Genomic DNA, 24,002 nt, shown 5'->3' on the forward strand with positions numbered 1-24,002 from the left:
GCGCGACGGAGCCCTACTGGGACGTATTCACGGGCGTTTTTCGGAAGCCCTGCCACCGGAGACAAGCTTGCACTCAACTATGTCACGCACCTCAGCCAGATACATCGCTCTCACTATGCTGCTGCAACCACAACCGGGCGTAATAGCCATTCTGTGCCAGCAACTCACTGTGGCTGCCGCTTTCTACAATCTGCCCCTGATCCATGACCAGAATCTTGTCGGCATCGCGCACTGTGGATAAGCGGTGGGCGATAACAAGGGTGGTGCGTTGACGGCTGACTTCATTAAGGGCTTCCAGAATCGCCTGCTCGGAAATGGAATCCAATGAGGAAGTCGCTTCGTCGAGGATCAACAACGGCGGGTTTTTCAGCAGTACACGGGCAATGGCCACCCGCTGTTTTTCACCACCGGAGAGTTTCAGGCCGCGCTCGCCCACTTTCGTGTTGTAGCCCTCGGGGAGGCTGCGGATGAAGTCATCCAGGTGTGCCTGCTTCGCAGCATGATGCACCTCGGCTTCGGTGGCATCGGGGCGGCCGTAAGCCAGATTTCGGTACAGGGTGTCGTTGAACAGCACAGTGTCTTGCGGAACCACTCCAATCATAGAGCGTAGGCTGTCTTGGCTGACCTCACGAATATCCTGACCATCAATGGTAATGCTGCCTTTATCCACTTCAAAAAACCGGAACAACAGGCGGGCGAGGGTGGATTTACCGGCACCGCTGGCACCCACAACAGCCACTGTGTGTCCAGCAGGTATGGTGAAGTCTACATCCTGCAAAATCGGCCGGTCTGCTCGATAGGCGAAATGTACGTTATGAAAGCCTACCTCGCCCTTATCCACTGTGAGCGCAGAGGCCTCGGGTGCGTCTGTTATTGCTGGCGTTTCCCCAAGCAAGCCAAACAGGCGTTCCACATTTACCAGAGACTGACGAATTTCCCGATAGACAAAGCCCAGAGCATTCAGAGGAATAAACAATTGCAGCAGGTAGGCGTTGATCATGGTGAAGTCACCGAGGGTTATAGCGTCACTGGCCACTTCCCTGACGGCCATCACCATCATGGTGATCATGGCCAACCCGATGATGAGAGCCTGGCCGGAGTTAAGAGCCGCGAGGGACAAGCGGTTTTTCAGGCGTGCTTTTTCCCAGCCTTCCAGATTCTCGTCGTACAGCTCTGCTTCAAAGGTTTCGTTATTGAAGTATTTAACGGTTTCGTAGTTTAGTAGGCTGTCGATGGCGCGGGAGTTGGATTGGTTGTCCCGAGCGTTGGCCTCGCGTACGAATTTCGTTCGCCACTCGGTAACTTTGATGGAGAAAACCACATACACCACCACTGAAATGAGGATGGCCAACACATAGCTGGCGTTAAACGCTACGAACAAAATCCCTGCCACCATCAGGATTTCCAGCAGGGTGGGCACTATATTGAACAGGGTAAAGCGCAGCAGAAAGCTGATACCGGTGGTGCCCCGCTCAATATCCCGGGCCAGCCCGCCGGTTTTGCGATCCAGGTGAAACGCCAGTTCCCGTTCGTGGAGATGGCGAAATACCCTGAGTGATACCCGCCGCATGGCGCGCTCGGCAACCCTCGCAAACACCGCATCCCGCAGTTCGCCGAACAAGGTGCTGCCAAATCGTAAGGTGCCATAGGCCACCACCAACACAACGGGAATCCACAAAAGAAGTTCGCCTTCCCGGCCTTGGTCGAGGTAGTCGACGATGTATTTCAGAGCCACCGGGGTTGCGACTGTGGCTAGCTTTGCCAGTATCAGGAAGCTGATCGACAGGGCTACTCGCCCACGGAACTCTGTGAGATAGGGCCAAAGCCCGGCAATCACCTTCCAGTTCGGTTTATGGTTGGCGGGGTAATCACTGTCTGCGTAGGCTCGCACTCGAGATCCTTTTTACGGCGGAGTTAACGAGCATGTGGGCAGGTGCCTTCGGCCAGAACACGCTGTAAATACTTCCCTGTACGCTCGACAAAAGCCATCCTTGGCTTTTGACGGTTCTGGCCGAAGGCACCTGCCCACATGCTCTTATCTGACTGTATGATAAGTCTCTACTCAAAGCATAATCGTATAGCTGGCTAAGTTTACCTTAGCCAGAACCCAGGAGGCACACCATCAACACTCGTCACCGGCAGGCCCTGAAACTCGTTATAGGGTTTATACACCCTTACCGCAAAGCCGTCGCAGGCGCTTTGGTGGCACTGGTCATCACTGCAGGTATCACTCTCGGGTTGGGGCAGGGACTTAGAATTCTGGTGGATCAGGGCCTGGCTACCCAATCTCCGGAGAACCTGGCCCGGGCTGTTGGCTTGTTTTTCATACTGGTGATCGGGCTGGCCTTTGGTTCTTTTGCCCGCTTCTATCTGGTGTCCTGGATTGGCGAACGCGTGGTGGCGGATATCCGCAAGCAGGTGTTCAATCATTTGATTGATCTGCATCCGGGCTTTTTCGAGCAGAACCGGGCGCTGGAAATACAATCCCGGTTTACCGCCGACACCACGGTGCTGCAATCAGTGATTGGCTCCACCGTGTCCATCGCCTTGCGCAACGCACTGATGCTGGTGGGTGGACTATTATTACTGTTCATCACCAACGCCAAGCTGGCCGGCATTATTTTGCTGGGTTTCCCCCTGGTGATTGCGCCTATCCTGTTTTTCGGGCGGCGGGTTCGGCAGCTTTCCCGGCTCAGCCAGGACAGGGTCGCAGATGTAGGTAGTTACGTGGGGGAAAACCTCACGCAGATCAAAACCGTGCAGGCGTTTAATCATCAACCCCACGACCGGCATTTCTTTTCAGAGGTATCCGAGCGAGCTTTTGACATTGCCCGGGCCCGTATAAAACAGCGGGCCTGGTTAACGACTCTGGCCATAACCCTCGTCATGGGCGCAGTGGGCATAGTGATCTGGATTGGTGGCCTGGATGTTATCCACGGCCGCATTACCCCGGGGGAGCTGGCAGCGTTTCTGTTTTACAGTTTGCTGGTAGGCGTAGCCGCAGGCGCGATTAGCGAAGTTATCGGTGAACTGCAGCGGGCGGCTGGGTCGGCTGCGCGGCTTTTTGAGCTGCTTCAGACGAAGCCGGCGTTTGAGCGGCCGACAGAACAGGCAAACAAATTCCCGGGGGTCGTTACCGGAGAAATCGCCATCAACGACCTTAACTTCAGTTACCCCAATCGAAGGGAGCACCCGGCACTCACCGATATCTGCCTGCAGGTTCGGGCCGGTGAAACCTTGGCGTTGGTAGGGCCTTCCGGGGCGGGGAAATCCACTTTGTTTGATTTGCTGCTGCACTTCTATCAGCCCGACAGCGGCACCATTCACATTGATGGCACAGACAGCGCAACCGTTTCCCTTGAAGGGCTCCGGGCGTGCTTTTCGTTGGTGCCGCAGAACCCCGCTCTGTTCCATGGCACCGTTGCCGACAACATCCGTTACGCCCGTCCCGATGCCAGTCAGTCAGAGGTAAAAGAAGCGGCACGCATTGCCCACGCCCACGAGTTCATCGAGAAGTTACCAGATGGCTATAACACGCAACTGGGTGATGCTGGGCTAGGGCTCTCAGGTGGCCAAAAGCAACGGCTGGCAATTGCCCGTGCATTGCTGGCAGACGCACCTATACTTCTACTGGATGAGGCCACCAGCGCGCTGGACGCAGAGAGTGAAAGCCTGATTCAGCGGGCCATGCCGGCACTTACCTCTGGCAGGACCACGCTGGTAATCGCCCACAGGCTTGCAACTGTAAGAGATGCTGACCGCATTGCTGTTCTGGATCAGGGGCGGCTCTTAGCGGTCGGCACCCATGAAGAACTCATAAAAGAAAACGAGCTATACAGACGCCTGGCGGCGCTGCAGTTTCGGGAGCAAACGGCATAATAATGAACATTGTCAATTTGTGTCAGGCCTCACTACTCCCTACACTGTTAAACGAGATTGATTAATCAGAGACACAGGGAGAATGGCAAAGTGAGCAATAAAGAATTGCAGGCCCTCAAAGAACGCTATGTTGCAGCGGGCGTGGCGAGTCCCAATGAACAATTTGCCGACCATGCAACCAACGCAGAACTATGGGACGCAGACGGCAAGCGCATGATCGATTTTGCCGGCGGTATAGGTGTGCTCAACATAGGTCACCGGCACCCGAAGGTGGTTGAGGCTATTAAAGCCCAGCTGGACAAGCTGATGCATACTTGCCAGACCGTTATGCCCTATGAGGGCTACGTTCGTCTGGCACAGAAGCTGAGCGAAGTCACACCGGTAAAAGGCCACGCCAAGGTTATGCTGGCCAACTCCGGTGCTGAAGCCTTGGAAAACGCCCTCAAGATTGCCCGGGCAGCCACTGGCCGTACCAACGTAATCTGCTTTAACGGCGGCTACCACGGCCGTACCTTCATGACCATGGCGATGAATGGCAAGGCAGCGCCTTACCAGACAGACTTCGGCCCCATGCCGGGCAGCGTATACCGCGCCCCTTATCCTGTGCCCTATCACGGTGTGACGGAAGAAGACGCTCTGCGTGGCCTGGAAATGACCATGAAAGCCGATTCACCCGCTAACCAGACGGCCGCCATTGTGCTCGAGCCGGTTCTGGGCGAGGGTGGTTTTTACGCTGCGCCAACCAACTTCCTGAAAGCACTCCGTAAGATTTGCGACGATAACGGCATTCTGCTGATTGTGGACGAAGTTCAAAGTGGCTTTGGCCGCACAGGCAAGATGTTTGCCCTTGAGCACAGCGGTGTTGAAGCCGACATTATTACCATGGCCAAGAGTATGGCGGATGGTATGCCAATCTCAGCCATTGTTGGTACTGACAAGGTTATGGACTCGTCCGGGCCCAACTCGCTGGGCGGCACCTATACCGGTAGCCCTACAGCTTGTGCGGCTGCCCTTGCGGTATTCGAGGTATTCAAAGACGAGGATATTCTTGGTAAAAGCATCAGCTTGGGCGAAAAGCTGAATCAGCGCTTCAGCCAATGGCAGGAAAAGTTCACCCATGTGGATAACGTTCGTGGTTTAGGCCCCATGGCAGCCTTCGAGATGGTTGAAAGCAAGGAAAGCCGCACACCTAGACCAGATCTGGCGGCGGAGATCACCAAAAAGGCCAAAGAGAAGGGACTGATCCTTCTGAGCTGCGGCATGTTTGGTAATACTCTGCGCTTCCTGATGCCGGTAACCATTGAGGATAGTATCCTTGAGGAAGGCTTGGCGATTGTTGAAGAGTGCCTGAAGGAAGTCGGCGCCTGACTCAATAATTTGAGCCATTTGTGACCAAAGCCGAACCTCCGGGTTCGGCTTTTTTATGATGTTCGTCGTATACTGCCCTGAGTAGTTTCACCAATCAGGCAGAACCATGACGACACCAAACACCACGTCCGCGCCCGATCACAAGCCCAGACCGTGGGTTGATCTGCTGGTCAGCATTATTATTCCCTCTGTCATCCTAATGAAGTTCAGTGGTGACCAGCATCTTGGTAGCGTTAACGCCCTTATTCTTGGCTTAGCCTTCCCGCTTGGCTGGGGCTTGTTTGAACTAATTCGCTACAACAAGAAAAACTTCATCGCCTTGTTGGGCTTAATCAGTGTCGGGCTAACAGGCGGTATAGGCTTGCTAGAGCTCGATGCTGGTTGGCTCGCAATAAAAGAAGCAGCGGTTCCGGCGATTATTGGCCTTGCGGTTCTAGCTTCCACCCGCACCAAGTACCCGTTGGTACGTACGCTTCTGTATAACCCGAACGTACTCGATGTGGACAAAATTCAGGAAACTCTTGAAGAAAAAGAGCGTGTAGAAGAGTTTGAAGCGCGGCTACTGAATGCTAGTTACTTTTTCGCTGGCACTTTTTTGTTCTCATCCATCATGAATTACTTGGTAGCCCGCTGGATTGTGGTCAGCCCTTCCGGTACACAGGCTTTTAATGAAGAGCTTGGCAGGATGACTCTGGTGAGTTATCCAATGATTGCTATCCCGTCGATGGTGATGATGATGCTTATCTTCTATTACCTATGGAGAACCATCCGTCGCCTTACGGGTTATACACTAGAAGAAGTGATGGCGCCCCACTTGGCGGAGAAGGAAAAGGCTAAATCCTCCGGCTCTTCTTCCGGTAAATAGCGCTTTAATTCAATAACCTTCGTTGTTTTTCAGCAACAAAAAAAGCGGCCAGAGTAGTGATACTCTGGCCGCTTTTTTATTAGCTATCCGAATACGATCAGATGTCGAGGTTACTTACTTCCAGAGCATGAGTCTGGATAAAGTCACGACGCGGCTCTACATCGTCACCCATGAGAGTCGTAAAGATCTGATCTGCCGCTATAGCGTCTTCAATCTTCACTTTCATCATACGGCGGCTTTCTGGGTCCATGGTGGTCTCCCAAAGCTGATCCGGGTTCATCTCACCCAAACCCTTGTAGCGCTGAATGTTCAAGCCACGTTGGGCTTCTTTCATCAGCCAGTCGAGTGCGCCCTCAAACGATAGTACAGCCTGTTTACGCTCACCACGCTGTATGTATGCTCCTTCCTCGATGAGCCCGTTAAGAGTCTCGCCAAGGCGAGCTATAGCGCCATACGAGGGTGAATCAAAGAAGTCGTGTCCAAATACATGCTCGTGGGGAATACCGTGCACATAAATAGTCACTTTAGGTAGATAAAGCTCCCGTTCGCTATCTTTGGCCACAGAGAAGGTGTATTTGGTGCCGGTGCGCGTATCCACATCCAGCTTGTCGCCAAGACGGCTAGCCCATGCAGAAACCGTTTGCTCGTCTTTGAGATGTTCCGCTTTCAGGGTGTCATTGTGCAGCATTTGCTCCAACACCTTCGCCGGATAAGCGCGGGACAAGCGCTCAATCATGGCCATAACGGTTTGATAATCCTTAACCATGGTTTCAAGCGCAGAATCCTTGATAGGAGGCGCTTCCGGATTCACATACAGCTGTGCACCTTCAAGAGAGGTTTGGGTGAGGTAAGCCTCTTTTGCCTTTTCATCTTTCAGATACTGCTCCTGCTTGCCACGTTTCACTTTATACAGCGGGGGCATAGCAATGAACACGTGGCCGCGCTCGATGATTTCGCGCATCTGGCGGAACAGGAAGGTCAACAGCAGGGTGCGGATGTGGGAACCATCCACGTCGGCGTCCGTCATGATAATGATGGAGTGATAACGGAGCTTGTCTGGATTGAACTCTTCCCGCCCAATGCCACAACCCAATGCCGTAATGAGCGTACCCACCTCAGCAGAGGACAACATCTTATCAAAGCGCGCTTTTTCCACGTTCAGGATCTTACCCTTCAACGGCAGAATAGCTTGTGTTTTACGGTCTCGGCCCTGTTTGGCGCTGCCGCCGGCCGAGTCACCCTCCACTATGAACAGTTCGGAAAGGGCAGGGTCTTTCTCTTGGCAATCAGCCAGCTTGCCGGGCAACCCGGCAATATCCAACGCGCCTTTACGTCGAGTCATATCCCGCGCTTTGCGAGCCGCTTCACGGGCACGCGCCGCTTCAATCATCTTGTTTACGATGAGTTTGGCTTCGCTAGGCTGCTCTTGTAGGTATTCTGCAAAGCTTTGGTAGAGCTCTTGCTCAACAGCGGTTTTTACCTCCGAAGACACCAACTTATCTTTGGTTTGGGAAGAAAACTTCGGATCAGGGACTTTTACACTGATGATCGCCGTTAGGCCTTCACGGGCGTCATCGCCGGAGGTGCTTACCTTGGCCTTTTTGCCCAAACCTTCCTGTTCAATGTAATTATTCAGGGAGCGAGTAAGGGCTGCGCGGAAGCCAGCAAGGTGGGTACCACCATCCCGCTGGGGGATGTTGTTTGTAAAGCAGTAAATATTTTCCTGAAAGGCATCGTTCCATTGCATGGAAACTTCAACCGCGATTCCGTCTTCGCGTTCCCGGTTGAAGTGGAAAACCCGGTTTATAGGCGTTTTGTTGGTATTAAGATGTTCAACGAATGCTCGTAGGCCACCTTCGTACTCGAACACCTCTTCCTTGCCACTGCGTTCATCTGTTAAGCGGATGCGAACACCACTGTTTAGGAACGCCAGTTCTCTGATGCGTTTCGCCAGGATGTCGTAGTGGAACTCAATGTGGGTAAAGGTTTCGGGAGACGGAATAAAATGTACCCGAGTGCCAGACGCATCGGTATCGCCAACCGGCGCCAAAGGCGCATTTGGCACACCGTGGGTATAAGTCTGCTCGTATACCTTACCATCACGACGAATGGTCAAGGTGAGGGTAGAGGACAGGGCGTTTACAACGGAAACACCTACACCGTGAAGACCACCGGAAACCTTGTAGGAGTTATCATCAAATTTACCTCCGGCGTGCAGCACTGTCATGATAACTTCAGCTGCTGATACACCCTCTTCTTCGTGGAGATCCACCGGTATACCGCGACCATTGTCGTGAACACTCACGGACTCGTCTGGGTGGATGATAATACCAATTTCGGAACAGTGACCGGCCAGAGCTTCATCGATGGAGTTATCCACCAATTCGAACACCATGTGATGCAGGCCGGTGCCATCATCCGTGTCGCCAATGTACATACCTGGCCTTTTTCGCACTGCATCAAGCCCCTTCAGGACTTTGATACTGGCTGAATTGTAGCTCGATTCACTCATTAGGTAACTCCTGAAGCGTAAGGGCCAGCGCGTTCCTAAAGCCGCATGTTTGCGGTGCAAAAGGTAGATAGGCCGGTTTTATTCTTCCTTCAATTTGCCATGTTCCACGTGGAACATTCGATAATCGGGTATCTGGTTACCCTGCCACAAAGACTCCGGGTCGGGATGCTCAATAGCAGTAATAAATACCTGACAGCGTAATTCCTGTAACTTTCGAGCCAACATGCTTTTGTGACTCTCATCCAGCTCGGCGTTAATATCATCAACCAAAAAGCTGACCTGCTTTCCGAGATCATTTAACACCATACTCTGGGCAATCTTCATCAAGATAACGAGGGTCTTTTGCTGGCCTCGGGAAAAAGTCTCCGCTACCGGTCGTCCTTGGAACTTGATGCGGATATCCGCACGGTTTGGCCCATATAGGGTATGCCCCATGCGTGCTTCCTGCTCCCTATGACGGACAAGCACATCTGAAAGCGACTGGCTTGTGTCCCATCCGGGATAGAACTCTAGCTTTAGCCCCTTAGTCCAGCTCACATCAACTTCGTGAACAAGACTGTCGAACGCCCTTTTGAATTTATCAAAGGCCTGTTTGCGAGCATCGCTTATTCGTTCGCTCAGTGCTACGTATTGGGCATCCCAGATACGCAACATGGATTCGTCTAGTCTACCATTTCTCAGCGTTTGATTCCGCTGTGATGTAACTCTCTGGCACTGTTGCCAGCTTGATGCAAAGGAAGGTTCCACGTGGAACACTGCCCAATCCAAAAATTGCCGACGCTTTCCAGGACCACCTGCTACGATGTCGAAAACGCCGGGATCAATAACAGACACAGGCAAATGCATGGCAAGAGAAGAAAGACTTCTTACGCTTTCACCATCTACCCGAAGCGTGGTTTCCTTCTGAGATACGTCGCGTGAAATGCCGAGCCGATGAGCGAGCGCATTTCCGGTTACTTCATTACGCTCACTATCAAATCCATGGTCCAGCCCTCCAAATACTGTGAATCGTCGCTGTCCATGCTGCACAACGGCTTGGTGCCTGTTTACCCGAAAAGATCGCCCAAGCCCAAGGTAGCCAATAGCTTCAAGTACGCTCGTCTTGCCACTGCCATTTTCGCCGTACAACAAATTAAAAGACGGTGAAAACGAAATAGCTTCGGTAGGGGATAGGTTGCGAAAAAACTCGGTATGAAGTTTTACCAGCGCCATAAAAAGCACAGCTCGTCGCGGCAGCAAGAGGAATGGAACGCATCCATGAAAAAAGGCAGCGTTTCACGAATTAGGTGAAACGCTGCCTTAGTGTACAAAACCGGGATGGTGAAGGCGACCGCCTTTAATGGAGCATGTTTAGACGGTCATCCATGAATACATCCATTTCCGGCGCAAGAATGTGTACGTAGCGGTCAAAATACAGGAACTGTTTCAGAAGCAATGCAAACTCCCGTGGAAAGTGGAGGCCATGGCTTTCACCCACTTTCACCATATCCATAAGAATGCTGTTCACGTCATCTTCCGCCTGATCGGCTTGGTAAGGCACATGGTCAGGCACCATTTTATCCATCTGTTGGTACAACTTACGTAAATCGGCCGCCAAATCAGAAGCTTTCACAGTCTGGTTAGTGATACCTATACGAATCATCGCCTCGGCCATACCATCAAAATTGCCAACCATAACGGCCGAAATAAAGTCACTCACTGCCTGCCAAGTGTCTGGTCGGATGCGGCCAACAATACCAAAATCGATAAAACCTACACGCCCGTCTTTCAGCACCATTAAGTTGCCCGCATGCACATCGGCATGAAAGAACTCACACTGGGTTAAACTGGAAAACCACGTGTTCATCGCTGTAATTAGAGTGCGTTCAGGATCCTTTGCATAACCTCGAATGCTCTCCAAGTCGGTAAGGGGAACACCGTAGAAACGCTCCATCGTCAGAATGCGTCGAGTACTGCAATGTTCATAAACAACAGGAACAGTGGCGTCTTCGTTGTGAGTATCATGAAGGAAGTTTCGGAACACTTTTAGGTTGTTCGCTTCTTTGATGAAATCGCATTCTTCCATCATGGTGCGCTGAATTTCCTCCACAATCCCGGATAAGGATGTCCAAGATAGCTTCGGTGCCAAGGTTTCGAGAACACGAGCTGAGAGATACAGGAAGTTCAAATCGGTGAGCAAGATATTCTCAACGCCCGGCTTCTGAACTTTGATCACAACATCTTCACCGGTGATCAATCGAGCAGCGTGAACTTGCGCAATAGAGGCAGAGGCGAGGGCTACTGGATCTATCTCGGAAAACACTTGGTCAATAGGGCGGTCCAGCTCTTGGCTAATGATCCGCTTAATAACACCAAACGGCAGATTAGGCGTTCGATCAAGGCAATGCTGAAACTCTTCAACGTACTCTTTCGGGAAAAAGGTCGGTGAACTGGCTATAAACTGACCTAACTTGATGTAAGTGGCACCCAACGATTCAAATGTCTCACGCAGCAAGCGCGGGGCAGGGGGCCGTTCCCCACCAACCCATTTGACACCGGTTCGGCCCAATACTGATAGTGTTTGCCCAATCCTGAAAACGCCTTTGATTCCGTTCGATACGGTGCCCATCAATTCTCTCCTATAGCCTCATCGGCATAACCACATAAAGACAGCGGTTATCATTGTACGATTCGATCAGAGCGCTGCTGTTGGGGTTAGACAAGGTAATCCTGACCTGATCTTCATCCAGCGCGTTCATAACGTCTATCAAATAGCCTACATTAAAACCGATTTGCAGGGATTCGCCCTGGTAGTCAACTGGTAGCGCGTCTTCGGCCTGTTCCTGATCTGGGTTGTTGGCAAACACTTGGAGTTCGTTCGAGGCGAGGTTGAGACGAACACCACGAATATTCTCATGGGAGAGAATGCCCGCACGTTGAAGGGTATTCTTGAGGGTCGCACGATCCGCTAAGACCACCTTGTCGCCGCCCCGCGGAATCACACGATTGTAGTCAGGAAACTTGCCTTCAATAAGCTTTGAAGTAAAGGTATAAGATCCAACCGTAGCGCGCAGGTGGTTGTCTCCAATAACCAGCGTAACCGGCGTTTCTACATCATCCAAAAGACGAGACAACTCTAGAACACCTTTACGCGGCACGATTACTTGGCGCGGCTCTGCACACCCCGTGCTCAGTTCCACGTGCGCCATCGCCAAACGGTGGCCATCGGTTGCAACCGTGCGAACGTGATCCTTATCCACTTCAAACAGCAAACCGTTCAAGTAATAACGAACATCCTGTTGCGCCATGGCGAAAGCCGTAGCGTCGAACATGCGTCTGAGTTCCTTTTGTGGCAACTCTAGGCGGAAGCTCTCGGGCTCATCTTCCACGTTGGGAAAATGCTCTGCAGGTAACGTCGACAAGGTAAAATGGCTGGCACCACAGCGCACATGCAAGCGATCGCCTTCCAACACCAGCTCGATGGGCGCTTCATCACCCAGTGCCCGGCAAATATCCGAGAGCTTACGGGCAGGAACGGTAATTCTCCCCGGCTGGTCGACATGGACAGGCGTAACCCGCCCCACCAGCTCGACTTCCATGTTTGTACCGGTCAAAACCAAAGTATTGTCTTCGGCCACCAGTAGCACGTTAGACAGTACCGGCATGGTCTGTTTTTTCTCTACAACACCGGCAATGCTTTGCAAGGGTATGAGCAGGGATTCACGGCTGATCGTCAGTTTCATGTCACTCAGCTTTCTATTGTTGGAAGGATGAATGTTATTTGCTTGGGCAACTCGCCCGCCTCACTGAACCAATTTAATCGTTGGATCACAATTCAGGTAGTCAGCAATCTCATAAAGTTCTGATAGTCCTCGCGGATACCGGGATCCGTTTCCTGAAGTTCCACGATTTTCTTACACGCGTGTAAAACAGTGGTGTGATCTCGGCCACCAAACGCATCTCCAATCTCCGGCAAGCTATGGTTAGTCAACTCTTTGGAGAGCGACATAGCAACTTGCCGGGGCCGGGTAACTACGCGGGTTCGGCGTTTGGAGTGTAAGTCCGCAACCTTGATTTTGTAATACTCAGCCACCGTGCGTTGAATATTATCTATGCTCACCTGCTTCTCGTGCAGGGCAAGCAAATCTTTCAAGCTTTCCCTAATAAACGGTGGGGTAATTTCAGAGCCGGTAAAGTGAGCATTCGCTATCACCAAACGCAGCGCCCCTTCGAGCTCTCTTACGTTTGAACGGATTTTTTGAGCTATAAAAAAAGCGGCTTCACTGCTCAATTTAACATTGGTCTGCTCGGCCTTTTTCATCAGAATCGCTACCCGCGTTTCCAATTCAGGCGGCTCTACCATTACCGTCAGTCCCCAACCAAATCGGGATTTAAGGCGCTCTTCCATATCTACAATTTCTTTCGGAAACCGATCACAGGTTACGATGACCTGTTGACCGCCTTCCAGAAGCGCGTTAAAGGTATGGAAAAACTCTTCCTGAGACCGCTCTTTACGGGCAAAAAACTGGATATCGTCAATTAATAGAGCATCAACGGACCGGTAGTATCGCTTGAATTCATTAATAGCGTTCAGTTGCAGTGCCTTTACCATATCGGCAACAAACCGCTCCGATCGCAGGTAGGCCACCTTGGCGTTGGGATTACGCCGCACGATATCATTTCCGATCGCGTGCATAAGGTGGGTTTTACCGAGACCCACACCCCCATATAAAAACAGTGGGTTGTAGGCACCACCGGGGTTTTCTGCAACTTGCATGGAAGCGGCTCGGGCAAGTTGGTTCGACTTACCTTCTACAAAGGTATCGAATGTGAAGCCTTCATTTAGAAAGCTCTGATGTTTGATATCGCCTTCTACCTGAACCGGGCGGCGTCCACCGTTGGACCTATATTCATTAAGCTGGGCCTGACGACTACCCCCGGACGTAGCTGCGACACCCCGTTCCTCCTCCGTAACCTTACCACCGGATTCATCCTGAGTTTGCTTGGTCGTCTCCTGCTGGACCAGTTCCGAGCGCACTACCGGCTCACTTTCACGGGGAGCAGAACCGACTTTCATCCCGACTCTGGGTGCTTGTCCTCCGTTCAGATCTTTAAGTACCTCCTCTATACGCCGCAGATACTTCTCGCTAACCCAATCCATCACAAACCGGTTAGGTGCGAATAACATCAGTTGCCCTTCCCGGTGGTCAGACTGCAGGGGTCTGAGCCAGGTATTAAACTGTTGTGCGGGAAACTCGTCCCGGAGTACTTCAAGACATTGATGCCACAATCTGTTCGGCACGACAGTCCGCTCCCGATAACCCATAAGTTTCTCGAACCGAACAAAGACTGTCCGATCCCGAAAGATGACCACGAATTCTAACCTGCCAGCCCCTTCAGTGAAAGAGCAAATGCCTTATCATAAACAGCCTGTGGAAATTAATAGTGTTTTTTATCATTATCTTACGAACTTATGTACAGCCTTGTGTACAGAAAAATCATTCCTGAAAGTTACGCACAACCCTGTGTGTACAACCGACCTTCAGCTCTGTGTGCAACTACCTTGCCTTCAGGTGGATAACTAAAGAAACTCATTGCACTTGAACTTATCCACAATCCTTAATGGGCTCATCCACAGGGCTCAAGTGGGGTTTTCCGGTGCCTTATGAAGGCTTCAAATTCTTGAATATTAATAGAAAATACAGCTTTTCCACAGAAAACTGTCTGTGTAATAACAGTAATAATAAAATTCTTTAAAGAATATTAAAAAGACCTATAGTTACTATTGTTCTGCCCAGTCCCAAAAACCATCTGGCGCCGCTCAATTCCTAATCCCACCGAATAACCCACCATCGGCATAAGCCACTACCAATAAACGTTGAACCCGACCGAGAATTTGAATAGAATGCCGCTCCTGTTTTGGCTATTAATTTTTTCAGCCAACTCTCGAATGTTTAATACACGCGAATGTCCAATACACGAATTGTGAGATAGTCACCATGAAAAGAACGTTTCAACCAAGCGTACTGAAGCGTAAGCGCGTTCACGGTTTCCGCGCCCGTATGGCAACTGCTAACGGCCGCAAGGTAATTTCCCGTCGCCGCGCCAAAGGCCGTGCACGTCTGTCTGCGTAATCTGTCGTACGCCTTGTGAAGGCTTTGAATTTCCCGAAATCGCATCGCTTATTGCGGCCTGCTGATTACGGCAAAGTCTTCAACGACGTACAGCTGAAGGTTCCGCACAGGAATTTTCTGATTCTGGCTACTCCGAATAATCTCGGACATGCCAGAATCGGCCTTGTGTTTGCGAAAAAGAATCTGAAACTGTCCGTTCAGCGAAACCGAATTAAACGTCAGGTACGGGAAACGTTCCGTCATCAACCTGAACTTCCGGGAATGGACATCATTGTTCTTGGACGCCAGGGGCTTGCAGTTTTGGACAATCAAACCGTCCAAGCCTCATTGAATGGCCTTTGGCAACGGCTGGCGAAAAAATATCATCAGTTACCGCCATCTCGACCAGTGGATTCCCCTTCTACCGGTGAGGGAAAAGGTTAATGCGTAAGTTGCTTCTCTTTCCCATCCGTTTTTACCAATATGCCATCAGCCCGTTCATGGCTAGTCATTGCCGTCACTACCCAACCTGCTCACAATATGCAGTGGAAGCTATCTCTCATCACGGTACACTGAAAGGCCTTTATCTTTCCGTAAAACGCTTGTTGAGATGCCATCCGTGGGCAGAAGGCGGCTATGACCCGGTTCCTGATATGGTGCACTCTGTACCAGACGATACAACATCCTGTTGCCCTCAGGCTGACAACCCATCTATAACAACCCAGACCAGACAGTAACTCTATGGATATTCAACGCATCGTATTATTTGCCGGCCTGGCTATTGTCAGTTATCTGATGGTGCTTGCCTGGAATGAAGACTATCACCAGCCGGTTCCTGCTGAGCAGGTGGCAGAAACTGGGCGCATCCAGACAGATAACAGTTCTGTAGGCAGCGATGCCATGGTGCTTCCAGGTGAAGCGACAACATCGACTAATAACACCAGAAATTCTGCAGACGAAGAGTTCGCAACCCCTGAAAGCGATCAAACCGTATCCAATTCAGCTAATTCTGACGTCACAGTTAGCGATCAATATATAAAAGTTCGCACTGACGTACTCGATCTAGAAATTGATCGTGTTAGCGGGAATCTCGTTAGAAGTTCGCTACTCACTTATAACAAAACGTTAAATAGTAAGGAGCCGCTCAAGCTTCTGAACAATACAGAAAACCGGTTTTATGTACTTGAAAGTGGTCTTATAGGCCAAAACGGACCAGATAGCGCAAAGAATGGTCCTGCACCTGTCTATACCACCGACGCAACTAGCTATGAACTCGCTGAGGGTGAAAACGAGCTGACCGTTAACCTGGTACACACCATGGAAAATGGCGTTCAAATCACGAAGCGTTACCAATTTGCCCGTGACAGCTACGAAATTGATGTTCGCTATCTGATCAATAACCAATCCAGTGAAAACTGGCAGGCAAACTTTACCGGTAAAATCGTTCGTGACCAGTCACCGGATCCTACCTCCGGACCGAGCATGGGTATTAAAGCGTTTCTCGGGTTAGTAACAAGTTCCCCGGAAGACCCTTATGAAAAGTTCGATTTTGGTGATTTAGAAGATAAGCGCATCAATGAAACCGTTACCAACGGCTGGATGGCGTTTCTACAACACTACTTCTTAGCAGCCTGGGTACCAGAGAGAGATCAACCGGCACAGTTCCAAACTACCCGCCGCGGGCCACTGCATGTCATGGGCTTTGTTTACTCTGCAACAACCGTAGCGCCGGGAGAAACCACAGACATCGGTGCCCGTGCTTATATTGGTCCGAAGATTATCGACCGTCTTGAAGCCGTTGCGCCCAACCTAGATCGCACTGTGGATTTCGGCTGGCTATTTTTTATCTCATTACCCTTGTTCATTATTATGGAATGGTTCCACAGCCTAGTAGGCAACTGGGGTGTTTCCATTATCCTGCTTACAGTTCTGGTTAAGGCGGTATTTTTCAAACTTTCCGCAACCAGCTATCGCTCCATGGGCCGCATGCGTGCTGTTGCACCTCAGCTCACCAGACTCAAAGAGCTGTACGGTGATGATCGCCAGCGTATGTCGCAGGAAATGATGGCGCTTTACAAGAAAGAAAAAATCAATCCGCTGGGTGGGTGTTTGCCTATTCTGGTCCAGATGCCGGTGTTCATCTCCTTGTACTGGGTGCTTTTCGAAAGCGTACAACTGCGCCATGCGCCCTTCATGCTGTGGATTCAGGATCTTTCTGTAATGGATCCTTACTTCATTTTGCCGATCCTGATGGGTGCCAGCATGATGTTGCAAATGAGCTTGAACCCAACACCTCCAGACCCGATGCAAGCGAAAATCATGAAGCTGATGCCTGTCGTATTTACCATCTTCTTCCTCTGGTTCCCGGCTGGTTTGGTACTTTACTGGCTGGTAAACAACATTCTGTCGATCAGCCAGCAATGGTACATTACCCGGAAAATCGAAGCAGAAATGGCCGCTAAAAAACACTGATTCAGTGGCTAATTGATTAAACAGTAAAGGCTCCGTGAAGGGGCCTTTACTGTTTAAGGAATGCACTAAACTGTAGTGTAAGAGGCAAACTTCATGAGCCAGAACTCTGTTATCTCCAATACGCCTGAAACCATAACAGCCATAGCCACGGCACCTGGTCAGGCCGGGGTGGGTATTGTTCGGGTATCCGGCCCGCTGGCGAAAAACATTGCCACGGCAATGCTTGGGTATACACCAAAGCCCAGATACGCCCATTACGGTGCCTTTTTGGATCAGAGCGGAGAGCTTATTGACGAAGGCATTGGTCTATTTTTCCCGAACCCCCATTCGTTTACCGGCGAAGATGTTTTCGAATTGCAGGGGCACGGGGGCACCATCATTCTGGATCTACTGTTGCGGGAAGTTTGCCAACTTGGAGCTAGGTTAGCTCGCCCCGGTGAATTCTCGGAGCGGGCATTTCTGAACGATAAATTGGATTTGGCCCAAGCCGAAGCCATTGCCGATCTTATAGAAAGCAGTTCAGAGCAAGCCGCGCGCTGCGCCGTCCGATCCATGCAAGGCGTGTTTTCCCGGCGGATAGAAACTCTAGTTGAAGCAGTGACGCACTTGCGGATTTATGTAGAAGCAGCCATTGATTTTCCCGAAGAGGAAATCGATTTTCTGGCTGATGGCAAGGTTGCAACAGATCTTCAGACACTGCTGGAACAACTCGAAGGCATTTTGGGCGAGGCCCAACAGGGTACAATTCTACGGGACGGCATGAAGGTAGTGATTGCCGGCCGCCCCAATGCGGGAAAGTCCAGCCTTCTTAATGCCTTGGCCGGTCGAGAAGCGGCCATAGTAACGGCCATTGAAGGCACCACCCGGGATGTTCTGCGGGAACATATTCACATTGATGGCATGCCCCTGCACATCATTGATACAGCAGGCCTACGCGACAGCCCCGATGAAGTGGAACAGATCGGCATTGCCCGGGCTTGGGATGAAATTCGCCAAGCCGATCGCATTCTGCTGATGGTGGATGCTACCACCACAGATAAAACCACACCCCACGAAATCTGGCCGGATTTTATCGACCAACTACCCGCTTCGGCGCCGGTTACCGTCATTCGTAACAAAGTAGATTTGAGCGGAGAGAGCGTCGGGATTTCAGAGCCATCCGGAGAAGCAACTCCGGTGATACGCCTCGCTGCCAAATCCACAGAGGGCCTTGAGGTACTTAGGGATCACCTTAAACACTGTATGGGTTTTGCCAGTACAACCGAAGGTGGCTTTCTAGCTCGGCGGCGGCATTTGGATGCATTGGAGCGCGCTCGTAAATCCCTACTTCAAGGTCAGGCTCAGCTTGAGGGCTATGGCGCTGGCGAGCTGTTGGCCGAAGATTTACGTGCGGCTCAGGATGCGCTTGGTGAAATTACTGGGCAGATTACGCCGGATGAACTGCTTGGGAAGATTTTTGGGTCGTTTTGTATCGGAAAGTAAAACCAAAAACCTCACAAACAACACGCCTTAAACTTCCTGCCGCTACCACATGCGCAGGGGTCATTGCGTCCGGGCTTTAAAATACCTTCTTGCGGTTCACCCTTTAGGTAAACCCAGCGCTCATTTTCCCGCACAAACTCCGAATCCTCTTGTAGAAAGCCCCAGCCGGGGTTGAGTCGGTAAATGGCTTGAAAGTGTACGCGACCCCTATCGCCACTTTCGCTGCTTTCCAGAATACGCAGCGATGCCCAGTCTGGTGATTTGTCCAGATCCAGAACGGTTGGCTGGGTACTGGAGTGCCAGCTTACACGGAGGTAGTCCTCCAACTTCAGCACAAATGCGCTAAAGCGTGAACGCATCAGGGCCTCGGGAGTTGGAACAATTGCGCCTTGGTGGTAGCGCTGGCAGCAGTCTGCGTATGGGCTCTGGTTGCCACAGGGGCAGTGTGGGATAGTAGTTTGCTCTGTCATTATTTTGTAGCATTTGCGTCAAGGATTAAGCTTGCAGTATAACAACCGCGCCCATTCACCAAAGGATTGATTCAAACCATGTTTACCGAAACCACTAAAGCTTCTGTATTCACCCGGCTAACCGGATTATTTTGTCTGATGCTGGTACTCAGTGGTTGCAGTTCAATGTATTACAGCACGATGGAAAAATTCGGTGTTGAAAAACGCGATATTCTGGTGGATAGAGTGGGGGATGCTAGAGATTCCCAGAGTGATGCCCGCGAAACCTTCCGCTCGTCTTTAGAGCAGTTTCAGAGCGTGGTGGACACGCCAGAAACCACGCTTCAGGACAAATATAATGTCATCAGTGACGCTTATGATGACAGCCTCAAATCGGCAAATAAGGTACGGGATCGTATCGAGGCGGTTGAGGATGTATCCGAAGCCTTGTTTGACGAGTGGGAAGATGAACTGGATCTTTACGAAAGTGCTTCACTTAGGAAAACGAGCAAGCGCAAACTAGATGAAACCCGCGAGTTATACAGCAGCTTGATTACCCGAATGCATCAGGTTGAAAAGCGTATGGACCCTGTGCTCGAAGCATTTGAAGATCAGGTACTTTTTCTGAAGCATAACCTTAATGCTCAGGCGATAGGTTCCCTTGAAGACGAATTGGGGCAGATTCAACAGGATGTAGATAGCCTTGTTCGTGACATGGAAGCATCCATCGCGGAATCTGAAACATTTATACAGCGGTTTCGTGAATAACCCGCGCGGGGCTTGAGTTAATAAAACCAAGCGTTGAATTCTTGAATTTGACGGTCGTCAATTTTACTGCAGGTAATGTCGCCTGCAGCGCTCCTTTCATTTACAAACGTTAACCTTCTGCTAGTTTGAGATTTAGTAACTACCCGCAAATGAGAGAGCAGAAAAATGAAACGGCAAACACTTAAAGTGGCTATCGCTGTGAGCCTGGGTATTACTGCAGGGACCGCAATAGCGGCAGACTTGCAGGATCGTGCGCGGGACATGTTTTCGGCGATTCCCCAGTACCCACCGGTTATTGATGGCAATGAGCTGACCGAAGCAAAGGTCGAGCTTGGGAAAATGCTATTTTTTGAGCCGCGCTTGTCTGCAAGCCACCTGATTTCCTGCAATACCTGCCATAACGTAGGCATGGGTGGGCACGACTACCTTCCAGTTTCTATTGGCCACGGTTGGCAGAAAGGGCCACGAAACTCTCCTACCGTGTTCAACGCTGTTTTTAACGCCGCGCAGTTCTGGGACGGCAGGGCGGCGGATCTTGCGGAACAGGCGAAAGGGCCAGTTCAGGCGGGCGTAGAGATGAGCAGCACGCCGGAGCGTGTTGTAAAGACCTTATCCAGCATGCCAGCTTATGTTGAAAAGTTTGGCCAAGCCTTTCCCGGTGAGGATGATCCAGTAACCTTTAACAATATGGCTGTTGCGATTGAGGCCTATGAAGCTACGCTGATTACGCCCGATGCCGATTTTGACAAATTCCTGCGCGGCGATAAAACAGCCTTGAACGAGCAGGAACAGGAAGGCTTGGCTCTGTTTATGGATAAGGGCTGTGTGGCCTGCCATGCTGGCGTAAATCTGGGCGGTCAGGCGTACTATCCGTTTGGTCTGGTGACCAAGCCTGGCGCCGATATTCTGCCTACCGGCGACAAAGGCCGTTTTGCAGTAACTTCCACCGCTTCTGATGAATATGTATTTAGGGCATCACCCCTGCGGAACATCGAGCTGACAGCGCCTTATTTCCACTCAGGTGCGGTTTGGAGTCTGGAAGAAGCCGTTGCTGTTATGGGTACCGCCCAGTTGGGTGCGGAACTGAACGATGGGGAAGTTAAGTCCATCACAGCCTTCTTGAAAACCCTGACCGGAAAAATTCCGGAGGTACGGTATCCCGAGTTGCCACCAAGCACCGACGATACCCCGAAACCGGAATCCATGGTCGTGCCGCAGTGATCTTTGCAGTGAGTTAAAACTTGTTTGGCTCTGTTATTCCGAACTCCGCTTATTCGGGGTGACAGAGCCATTCTAACGTAGCCATATCCACACATCCGAATTTTGCTTTACATAACGATACACCATTAAATACAAACTCTAAGCGCCTTCAACTACACTCCGGTTTAACAATATTTTTAATTGATTGTATCTCTGTGCGTCGGAACGTGGGTTAAAGGAGACCTTTCCATGCAATTCATTTCTCTGATTTTTTTGGCAATGCTCGCATTTTTTAGCACCGAGCAAGTGTTTGCGGCTGAAAGGCTGTATATCTATACCGAGAATTTTCCGCCCTACAACATGAGCACCCAAGGCCGCGCGTTCGAACATAGCGCCGATAATATTGATGGCATATGCACGGAAAGGGCGAAAGCGGTTCTGGATAAGTCTGGCCTCGATTACCGGATCAAACTACGTAACTGGAATTATGGCTACAACCGGGCCTTGTCTAAAGCCAACCACGGCATTTTCTGCACAACTTACACGGAAGAGCGTGCACCCTTGTTTAAGTGGGTGGGGCCATTGGCGCAGAATCTATGGACGGTTTTTGCTCCTCCGGGAAGCACGTTCACAATGGAGACGCTTGAGGATGCAAAAGGCAAAACCATTGGAGGCTATCGCAACGATGTCCGTAGCGAATATCTTCTGAAACGTGGATATGATGTGTCTGTAATCGAGAGTGACGATCTCAACCCAAAGCGTTTGGCGTTAGGCCAGATTGATCTTTGGATTGCAGAGCGTCTTGCAGGGCCTTATCTGGCCTCGCAACAGGATGTTGAAGGTTTGGTTCCGGTGTTCTCGTTTAACGACGTTGATCTATATCTGGCAATGAGTCCGGAAACACCCGATGAGGTTATCGAAGAGCTCAACAAGGCTCTTGAAGCAACGAAGAAAGATGGAACTTTTGACGCTATCGGGACTAAATACGGCCTGTAAACACGAGTTCGCACTGCGAAAAATTCCCGGGTAGAAACTACCCGGGACAAAAATCACCGGATAACTTATCCAGTGAAGGCCATATCGTCCGCACTTATTTGCATTAGGTTTTTACTAGAGCTCAGCATACTGCTTGCGTGTGCCTGAGCCCTGGGAAGTAAACGCTCATAGTAAAAGTCTGCAGTTGCCAGCTTAGCGTTATAGAAAGCCTCTGATTCATCGCCCCCGTTATCCAGACAATTAGTTGCCGCTGCAGCTTGTCGAGCCCACATGTAAGCCATGGTCACGTAGCCGCTATACATCAGGAAATCGTACGAAGCGGAACTTACCACGTCACGATCTTTGCGCGCTGCAAACATAATCCGCATGGTAAGCAGATTCCATTGAGCAGTGAGTTTAAGCAGTTCCAGAGCGAAGGGGCGTACCCGGCTGTCGGTTAGGTGCTTGCGGGCAAAATTGGCAATTCGGGCCGTAAAATCACGAACTGCGCCACCTTTGGTGGTTAGTAATACTTTGCGGCCAAGTAGATCCAGTGCCTGAATACCGGTGGTGCCTTCGTACAGTGTGGCAATACGGGTATCCCGGGCGATCTGCTCCATGCCGTGTTCACGGATGTAGCCGTGTCCACCAAAAACCTGCATACCTAGGTTAGCGGCTTCATTGCCCAGTTCAGTAAGGAACCCTTTCAGGATGGGTGTCAGGAAGCCAAGCTTGTCATCGTACTTATCCGCTTTTTCAGCATCACCGGCGGTATGACCCTCAACCATGTGGTCGGCTAGGCGGGCGGCATCATAGAGCATGGCGCGGCCACCTTCGGCGATCGCTTTCTGGGTGAGCAGCATACGGCGCACATCGGCATGGTGAATCAGGCTGTCGGCAATCTGATCCGGTTCTTTCTTACCCGAAAGTGCGCGCATGGAGCGGCGTTCTTTGGCGTAGTCCAAAGCCCACTGGTAAGAAAGTTCAGCCGGGCCTACACCCTGAATTGCAGTGCCGATACGAGCTGTATTCATAAACGTGAACATGCACTCCAAGCCTTCGTTTTCAGGGCCGATCAGATAACCGGTTGCGCCATCGAAATTCATTACGCAAGTAGCAGACGCCTTAATGCCCATTTTCTTTTCGAGGCTGCCACATACCACGGCATTACGCTCACCTACGCCACCTTCGGCTGCGGTTATAAACTTAGGCACAATGAACAGGCTAATGCCGCGGGTGCCCTTGGGTGCGTTCGGCAGGCGAGCCAACACAATGTGGATAATGTTCTCGGTAAGATCGTGGTCGCCGGAGGAGATAAAAATTTTGGTGCCGGTAACCTTATAGGTGCCATCTGCCTGTGGTTCGGCTTTGGTTTTTACCTGACCCAGATCGGTGCCGCACTGGGGCTCGGTCAGGCACATGGTACCGGCCCAGCGGCCCTCGGTCATCGGAGTAAGATAGGTATCTTTCTGGTCGTCAGTACCATGCAAAAAGATGGTGTTCATGGCACCCATGGACAAGCCCGGGTACATGGAGAAAGACCAGTTCGCGGTGCCCATCATTTCTTGCTTTAGAAGGCCCATGGAGGCAGGTAGACCTTGACCGCCGAATTCTTCCGGGGCAGAAAGCCCTTGCCAGCCACCCATCACATATTGGTTATAGGCTTCTTTGTAGCCTTTCGGTGTGGTTACTTCGCCATCTTTCAGCGTACAGCCTTCTTCATCACCGGGCTGGTAAAGGGGGCTCAGCTGTTCTTCACAGAAGCGAGCGCACTCGGAGAGGATAGCGTCAACAATATCCGGGGTTGCGTTCTCGCCACTGGCTAGTGAGGCGTAGTGTTTCGGGTAATCAAACACTTCGTTAAGCAGAAACTTCATGTCACGCAAAGGCGCCTTGTATACCGGCATAATCAATCCTCTGTAAAGGTCTGAAAATCTGAA

General features: G+C 51.0%; 19 protein-coding genes. 11 read left to right on the forward strand and 8 right to left on the reverse strand.

Annotated elements, in window-relative coordinates:
• Positions 1–91: 91 nt before the first annotated feature.
• Positions 92–1,891, reverse strand: coding sequence for an ABC transporter ATP-binding protein/permease (locus MWU62_RS02330; protein ID WP_247113234.1), 1,800 nt, complete (start codon positions 1,889–1,891; stop codon positions 92–94).
• 254 nt (positions 1,892–2,145) lie between these two features.
• Between MWU62_RS02330 and MWU62_RS02335 the strand changes: the two genes are divergently transcribed.
• The 3 genes from MWU62_RS02335 (at position 2,146) to MWU62_RS02345 (ending at position 6,112) form a co-directional block, all read left to right on the forward strand.
• Positions 2,146–3,879: an ABC transporter transmembrane domain-containing protein gene (locus tag MWU62_RS02335; RefSeq protein ID WP_247113308.1), complete on the forward strand. Its 1,734-nt coding sequence runs from the start codon at positions 2,146–2,148 to the stop codon at positions 3,877–3,879.
• 90 nt (positions 3,880–3,969) lie between these two features.
• Positions 3,970–5,247, forward strand: coding sequence for a 4-aminobutyrate--2-oxoglutarate transaminase (gene gabT / locus MWU62_RS02340; RefSeq protein WP_247113235.1), 1,278 nt, complete (start codon positions 3,970–3,972; stop codon positions 5,245–5,247).
• Positions 5,248–5,353: 106 nt separating this feature from the next.
• Entirely contained in the window at positions 5,354–6,112 is a 759-nt protein-coding gene (locus MWU62_RS02345; protein ID WP_247113236.1) for a VC0807 family protein, read from the forward strand.
• 97 nt (positions 6,113–6,209) lie between these two features.
• Here MWU62_RS02345 and gyrB read toward each other — a convergent pair whose 3' ends face one another.
• The 5 genes from gyrB to dnaA form a co-directional block, all read right to left on the reverse strand.
• Positions 6,210–8,624, reverse strand: coding sequence for a DNA topoisomerase (ATP-hydrolyzing) subunit B (gyrB, locus tag MWU62_RS02350; RefSeq protein ID WP_247113237.1), 2,415 nt, complete (start codon positions 8,622–8,624; stop codon positions 6,210–6,212).
• Positions 8,625–8,702: 78 nt separating this feature from the next.
• Complete coding sequence (recF, locus tag MWU62_RS02355; RefSeq protein ID WP_247113238.1) at positions 8,703–9,836, reverse strand: DNA replication/repair protein RecF; 1,134 nt, start codon at positions 9,834–9,836, stop codon at positions 8,703–8,705.
• 124 nt (positions 9,837–9,960) lie between these two features.
• Positions 9,961–11,232, reverse strand: coding sequence for an AarF/ABC1/UbiB kinase family protein (locus MWU62_RS02360; RefSeq protein WP_247113239.1), 1,272 nt, complete (start codon positions 11,230–11,232; stop codon positions 9,961–9,963).
• A 10-nt stretch (positions 11,233–11,242) separates the two neighbouring features.
• Complete coding sequence (gene dnaN / locus MWU62_RS02365; RefSeq protein WP_200363758.1) at positions 11,243–12,346, reverse strand: DNA polymerase III subunit beta; 1,104 nt, start codon at positions 12,344–12,346, stop codon at positions 11,243–11,245.
• A gap of 92 nt (positions 12,347–12,438) precedes the next feature.
• Complete coding sequence (gene dnaA / locus MWU62_RS02370) at positions 12,439–13,905, reverse strand: chromosomal replication initiator protein DnaA (RefSeq protein WP_247113240.1); 1,467 nt, start codon at positions 13,903–13,905, stop codon at positions 12,439–12,441.
• 697 nt (positions 13,906–14,602) lie between these two features.
• Here dnaA and rpmH point away from each other — a divergent pair.
• The 5 genes from rpmH (at position 14,603) to mnmE (ending at position 18,670) form a co-directional block, all read left to right on the forward strand.
• Positions 14,603–14,737: a 50S ribosomal protein L34 gene (rpmH, locus tag MWU62_RS02375; protein ID WP_008172542.1), complete on the forward strand. Its 135-nt coding sequence runs from the start codon at positions 14,603–14,605 to the stop codon at positions 14,735–14,737.
• 15 nt (positions 14,738–14,752) lie between these two features.
• A complete protein-coding gene (gene rnpA, locus MWU62_RS02380) occupies positions 14,753–15,160 on the forward strand; it encodes a ribonuclease P protein component (RefSeq protein ID WP_200363763.1) in 408 nt (135 codons plus the stop codon).
• On the forward strand, positions 15,160–15,453 hold the full coding sequence (gene yidD / locus MWU62_RS02385) for a membrane protein insertion efficiency factor YidD (protein ID WP_247113241.1): 294 nt from the start codon (positions 15,160–15,162) through the stop codon (positions 15,451–15,453). Before rnpA ends, yidD begins: the two co-directional genes overlap by 1 nt.
• A 4-nt stretch (positions 15,454–15,457) precedes the next feature.
• A complete protein-coding gene (gene yidC, locus MWU62_RS02390) occupies positions 15,458–17,188 on the forward strand; it encodes a membrane protein insertase YidC (protein WP_247113242.1) in 1,731 nt (576 codons plus the stop codon).
• Positions 17,189–17,281: 93 nt separating this feature from the next.
• Positions 17,282–18,670 carry a tRNA uridine-5-carboxymethylaminomethyl(34) synthesis GTPase MnmE gene (mnmE, locus tag MWU62_RS02395; RefSeq protein WP_247113243.1) on the forward strand — a complete coding sequence of 463 codons (1,389 nt, stop codon included), beginning with the start codon at positions 17,282–17,284 and terminating at the stop codon, positions 18,668–18,670.
• Positions 18,671–18,681: 11 nt separating this feature from the next.
• Here the strand turns inward: mnmE and MWU62_RS02400 are convergent, their stop codons facing one another.
• Positions 18,682–19,140 carry a YchJ family protein gene (locus MWU62_RS02400; protein ID WP_247113244.1) on the reverse strand — a complete coding sequence of 153 codons (459 nt, stop codon included), beginning with the start codon at positions 19,138–19,140 and terminating at the stop codon, positions 18,682–18,684.
• Between the two features lie 78 nt (positions 19,141–19,218).
• Here MWU62_RS02400 and MWU62_RS02405 point away from each other — a divergent pair, with 78 nt between their 5' ends.
• From MWU62_RS02405 to MWU62_RS02415, 3 genes are all read left to right on the forward strand, one after another.
• Positions 19,219–19,887: a DUF2959 domain-containing protein gene (locus MWU62_RS02405; protein ID WP_247113245.1), complete on the forward strand. Its 669-nt coding sequence runs from the start codon at positions 19,219–19,221 to the stop codon at positions 19,885–19,887.
• A gap of 165 nt (positions 19,888–20,052) precedes the next feature.
• The gene (locus tag MWU62_RS02410; protein WP_281494739.1) at positions 20,053–21,108 is read left to right on the forward strand and encodes a cytochrome-c peroxidase; all 1,056 of its coding nucleotides are present in this window, start codon (positions 20,053–20,055) and stop codon (positions 21,106–21,108) included.
• Positions 21,109–21,336: 228 nt separating this feature from the next.
• On the forward strand, positions 21,337–22,083 hold the full coding sequence (locus MWU62_RS02415; RefSeq protein WP_247113246.1) for a transporter substrate-binding domain-containing protein: 747 nt from the start codon (positions 21,337–21,339) through the stop codon (positions 22,081–22,083).
• 65 nt (positions 22,084–22,148) lie between these two features.
• Here the strand turns inward: MWU62_RS02415 and MWU62_RS02420 are convergent, their stop codons facing one another.
• Positions 22,149–23,969: an acyl-CoA dehydrogenase C-terminal domain-containing protein gene (locus MWU62_RS02420; RefSeq protein ID WP_247113247.1), complete on the reverse strand. Its 1,821-nt coding sequence runs from the start codon at positions 23,967–23,969 to the stop codon at positions 22,149–22,151.
• Positions 23,970–24,002 lie beyond the last annotated feature (33 nt).

It is taken from the genome of Marinobacter sp. S6332, from assembly GCF_023016045.1.
Classification (GTDB): domain Bacteria; phylum Pseudomonadota; class Gammaproteobacteria; order Pseudomonadales; family Oleiphilaceae; genus Marinobacter.